Origin of the sequence: Limnobacter sp. (genome assembly GCF_964228395.1) — a bacterium.
In the GTDB taxonomy this organism is placed as follows: domain Bacteria; phylum Pseudomonadota; class Gammaproteobacteria; order Burkholderiales; family Burkholderiaceae_B; genus Limnobacter.
Genome location: NZ_CAXQZX010000147.1, coordinates 1 through 4,560 on the forward strand (window position 1 = coordinate 1; position 4,560 = coordinate 4,560).

The 4,560-nt window shown below is 54.5% G+C and carries 5 protein-coding genes; 1 reads left to right on the forward strand and 4 read right to left on the reverse strand.

Features of this window, described 5'->3' with window-relative positions; all coding sequences use genetic code 11:
• Positions 1 to 268: 268 nt before the first annotated feature.
• The 4 genes from ACEQU8_RS12325 to ACEQU8_RS12340 form a co-directional block, all read right to left on the reverse strand.
• On the reverse strand, positions 269 to 1,168 hold the full coding sequence (locus ACEQU8_RS12325; RefSeq protein WP_370263986.1) for an NAD(P)-dependent oxidoreductase: 900 nt from the start codon (positions 1,166 to 1,168) through the stop codon (positions 269 to 271).
• A gap of 20 nt (positions 1,169 to 1,188) precedes the next feature.
• A complete protein-coding gene (locus ACEQU8_RS12330; protein WP_105027145.1) occupies positions 1,189 to 1,485 on the reverse strand; it encodes a hypothetical protein in 297 nt (98 codons plus the stop codon).
• A 102-nt stretch (positions 1,486 to 1,587) separates the two neighbouring features.
• Positions 1,588 to 2,457: an alpha/beta hydrolase gene (locus ACEQU8_RS12335; protein ID WP_008252055.1), complete on the reverse strand. Its 870-nt coding sequence runs from the start codon at positions 2,455 to 2,457 to the stop codon at positions 1,588 to 1,590.
• 149 nt (positions 2,458 to 2,606) lie between these two features.
• Positions 2,607 to 3,812, reverse strand: a complete 1,206-nt coding sequence (locus ACEQU8_RS12340) for a multidrug effflux MFS transporter (protein ID WP_370263989.1) — start codon at positions 3,810 to 3,812, stop codon at positions 2,607 to 2,609.
• A 116-nt stretch (positions 3,813 to 3,928) separates the two neighbouring features.
• Here ACEQU8_RS12340 and ACEQU8_RS12345 point away from each other — a divergent pair.
• Positions 3,929 to 4,560 (forward strand): cytochrome ubiquinol oxidase subunit I (locus ACEQU8_RS12345; protein WP_370263991.1); only part of this gene is annotated, 632 nt, incomplete at its 3' end.

Genomic DNA, 4,560 nt, shown 5'->3' on the forward strand with positions numbered 1-4,560 from the left:
TCGCGTACAGCACGCAACTCGCTGCAGCAATTTACAAGCAGCATGTGCAGCGCTGTTCGGGGCGAGTTCAGGCCAGCCCGCCCAACGACCTCGCAGCGCGGGGCGATTCCGCGAGGAATCGATGCAAAGGCGCTATTGCGCTTTGCATGACCCAAGCCAGGGGGGTAGTTGGGAGAATTCGGGCTGCGCCAAGCCCAAACAGTGCGGCTATGCTGCTTATTGATGCGCCAGCTCGAGCGGTACGGCTGTTCAGCGGTTCGGCTTGCCGCTAGGCTCGCATGTGCTTGCGAACCACCTCAAAAACTCTCGACGTGTCCTGACTTTTAGGTCCATTGACCACCAGTTCATCCAGCAATTCTGCGGTTTTAAACAACAGCGGCAAGTGCAAACCCTGCTTCTTCGCTGCATCCGCCACCATGCGCACATCTTTTGCGTGCAGGTGCGCCTCAATGGAAACCGGGTCGGTGAAACCTTTCACCATATGGGGGCCAGCCCAATCCAATACACGGCTCGCGGGCAATCCGGCTTGCAGCAGCTCAAGTACCACGCTCAATTCAGCACCTTGCTCCAGTGCGTAATTCATGGCTTCGGCAATGCCCACCAATTGAATGCACAGTGCCATTTGATTGGCCGCTTTAATGGCTTGACCGGCACCCGAAGGCCCCACATGCCGGATGGTCTTGCCCAAATGCTTGAGCATGGGCTCAATCCGATTGAAGGCTGCCAAATCCCCGCCTGCCATCATGCTCAAGGTTGCAGCGCGCGCGCCCGCAGCGCCGCCAGAGACAGGGCAATCAATGTAATCAATGTCGCGGGACTTTAATTGGCGTGCGATGTCGGCCACAGCAGCCGCATCTATGGTGCTGAAATCCACAATGATCGAACCAGGCTGTGCATGTTGCGCTAGGCCGCCATCGCGAAACAGCAGCGATTGAACATCCGCGGTGTTCGTGACATTCAAAGCAAGCAGGCGTGTACCTGCGCAAAGGGCTTCAATACTCGGTTGCGCAACAAGAGGGATGTCAGCCAGTGCTTGGAAGGTGGATGCGCTGCGCGCCCAGGCCAGCACAGTGTAGCCCGCATTGCAAAGGTGGGCCGCCATGGCGGACCCCATGTTGCCAAGGCCAATAAAGCCAATGGTTTTGGGTGTGGGGAATGTTGAGTTCATCCCCGGGATTATAGTCAGCTTCAGTGGGTCTGCATGCTCGGGTTTTCAGCAATGTGCAGGTCGTTTAAACGGCAATATTGAAGCTCGCCGCTGTGCAGTTGAACCAGCACCGGGTGACTTGTTGATATCCAGCGTCCAAACTCGGCGATGTTATAGGCAATCACAGTGGCTGGCGCGGTGTTCAGCAGCACTTCGGCGCCGACTTTGAACAACTTCACGGTTTGGCGAAGTGTACGTTTGCGCATCAGTGTTTGACCATCGGGGTAACGCCGACCCAATGAACCGGCGGCGTTGGAATAGGCGATTGTGAGGGGCATTGTTGCCTCCAGGCTGGTGTGTACAGTTTAGTTATACGACACCAGCCTGAAAAGCAGTTTACCGAACATGGGGGAATAACCCGTTCAGTTTCTAGCGCTGTCTTAGTGAGATGGCAACAGCAACTGGTTTTGAATCAGCATGAACAGTTCGCTGTTTGGATCAGCGATGCTGTCGCAAATGCTGAAATGATCGGCATTGACCTGCAAAGGTGGGTTCAGGCCCCAGTGAGATGCCAAATAAGCGCTTTGTTCCTTAAAGGCATCGGTTTCCTTGGTGCCAAAGGCCAGGTGCACTGGAATGGTGGGCTTGGGCATCAAGGCCGGGCTGACCATGCGGGTGCGCTTCTGATTCAGCTTCAGGTCTTTCTGGATGAAAGGTGTGTGCACCAAGGGGCTCAGGTCGTAAATGCCCGAAATGGCAATCACGGACTTCACCACGTCTTGTGGCAGGTCGGAGGCCCAAAGGGGCCAAAACGCCAACGCGCTCATCACACCCAAATGCCCACCAGCCGAATGTCCGCACACCACGATCTGGTTGGCATCAAAACCAAAACGATCCGCCTGGCGATACAGCCACTCAATGCCGCGTAAGGTTTGGCGAACACTGTCTTCAATCGTCACGCGTGGAATCAGGCCGTAATTCAGCAGTGCCACCGAATAGCCCCGGGCCACATAAGGCTTGGCCAGAAAGGTGAAGTCGTATTTGTCCAGTGAGCGCCAGTATCCGCCGTGGATAAAAATCAACAGTGGCTTGCCGGGCTTGCCTGGAATGACATCCACGGTCTCTGCTTCCGATTCACCGAAGTACTGGTTCCAGAACCCATCCAGATCAAAACGGGCGTAGCGGGACTGTTCGGCCCAGCGAGCAAAAGTTTTTGGGTGATCGGGCAGGTAAGAGCGGACGTTGTACTGGCTCTCGAGCCAAGCCACGTCGGGCTGGTTCTCGCCACTTTGGGCTTTTGTGTCGGCCATATGGCAGTGCAAAAATGTGTGTTTAGGTTGTTGGGCAGAATAAATTCGTGACACAACATACCGTAAAGGGACCAAAAAGTCCAATTTTCATGCCAATTTCGCAGTTGATTAAACACAATGGCAATAATTTTGTGCTTACAATGAAAAGTTCAGCGTTTTAGTCGAAAGCTGGCCCAGCATGCAAGTGCAACAAAGGCCACCACAGCGGCTGCCATGGGTAAAGCGGTGTCGTCGTGCACTACCGAAACAGCCCAACTGGCCAATCCTCCCAAACCAAACTGTGCGCAGCCATACAGGGCCGAGGCCGCACCCGCGTTTTTAGGGTGCTTGCCCAACAATTGTGCGGTGGTGTTGGGGGCAACAAACCCCAATGATCCTACGCACATCAGGAAGCCGATCACCATCAGACCCAGGTTCCAGTGGTCTGTGCCTGCATTCCAGGCGCTGGCCAATACCACAAGGGCACCGAGTAAACCCAAGGCTGAACCGGCTTTAATGAGCGGTGTGGTGCCTGTGCGTTTCACCAAGCGTGTGGAGGCATAGCCAAAACCAATCAGTGTCAATATGTTGGAGCCAAACAGCACTGCGTAGGTTTTTTCACTCAAATCGAAAAATTCGATGTACACGAATGGCGTGCCAGTGATGTAAGCGAACATGGCGGCAAAATGCGCTCCGCCTGAGATAATCAACAGGCGTGCATCGCTGTGTTGGAATACCGTCCAGTAACCCCGAAAGGCCAAGGAAATGGAAGTTTGGCTGCGGGTTTGGCTCAAGGTTTCGGGCAGTAACAGGTAGGCGGCGATGGTGCATGCGGCACCAAATAGCGCCAAGGCGAGAAATTCGTAACGCCATGAACCCAGCTCTAAAATATACGCGCCAAGAAGTGGCGCAATCATGGGTGCCAGCGAGGTAACCATGGCGATCATGGCCATGACTCGGGCGGAGTCTGTCTCGCCAAACAGGTCCCGAATGACAGCACGCGAAATGACCGCAGCGGCCCCACCTCCAAAGGCCTGGATCAGTCGAAACGCCAGCAATTGCTCGATGGATTGCGCCAGCATGCAGGCCACACTGGCCAACACAAACAAGGTGGTCCCGGCAAAGATCATTCGCCTGCGCCCAAACCGGTCGGAGAGTGGCCCATAAAACAGCATGCCCATGGCAAACCCGGCCAGAAACACGGTCACAGTTTGTTGTACGCGCCCTGCGGGTGCCTGCAGTTCCTCGCTGATTGCAGCAAAGCTTGGCAAATACAGGTCGATTGCCAGCGGGGCAAATGCGGCGAGTGCTGCAAGCAGTAAAAACATGGGACGGTTGATCACAAAACTGGCTTCCAGTGCGAGGGGATTGGGCATTGTACGCGTTGTGCAGTGCTTCATTGAGCAAACCAATTTGACAGACTGCATGTAGCTAATTATGGTCATATTCATGCCATGGCTGTTTGTATTCAGTTGCTTTCGTGGGGTGCTGCATGGAATTCACGTCGCTTGATCTTGCCCGAATCCAGTTCGCGGCCAATATTACTTTCCACATCCTGTTTCCAACCATCACCATCGGCCTAGGCTGGGTGATGTTTTACCTGCGCTTGCAGCATGTGCGCACTGGCAAAACGGAATGGGAGCAGGCCCATTACTTCTGGACAAAAATTTTCGCGCTGACCTTCGCCATGGGTGTGGTCTCGGGCATCACCATGAGTTTTCAGTGCGGCACCTACTGGCCGGGATTCATGGAGAAAACCGGAAACATTTCTGGCCCCCTTCTGGGCTACGAAGTGCTGACCGCGTTCTTTTTGGAGGCAACGTTTTTGGGGGTGATGTTGTTTGGCAAACAGCGGGTGTCGCCCAAGGTTCATTTGTTGGCCACCTTTTTGGTGGCATTTGGCACCACCTTATCGGCTTTCTGGATTCTGGTGCTGAACAGCTGGATGCAAACCCCGCAGGGTTTCGAAATTATTGATGGCCAGATGCACGCCACCAATTGGCTGGAAATTATCTGGAACCCGTCTTTCCCGTATCGCTTCACGCACATGTTGCTGGCCAGCGGCTTGACTGTGTTCTTTGTGATTGCGGGCGGTAGCGCACTTCAAATTCTGCGCAAACGTGA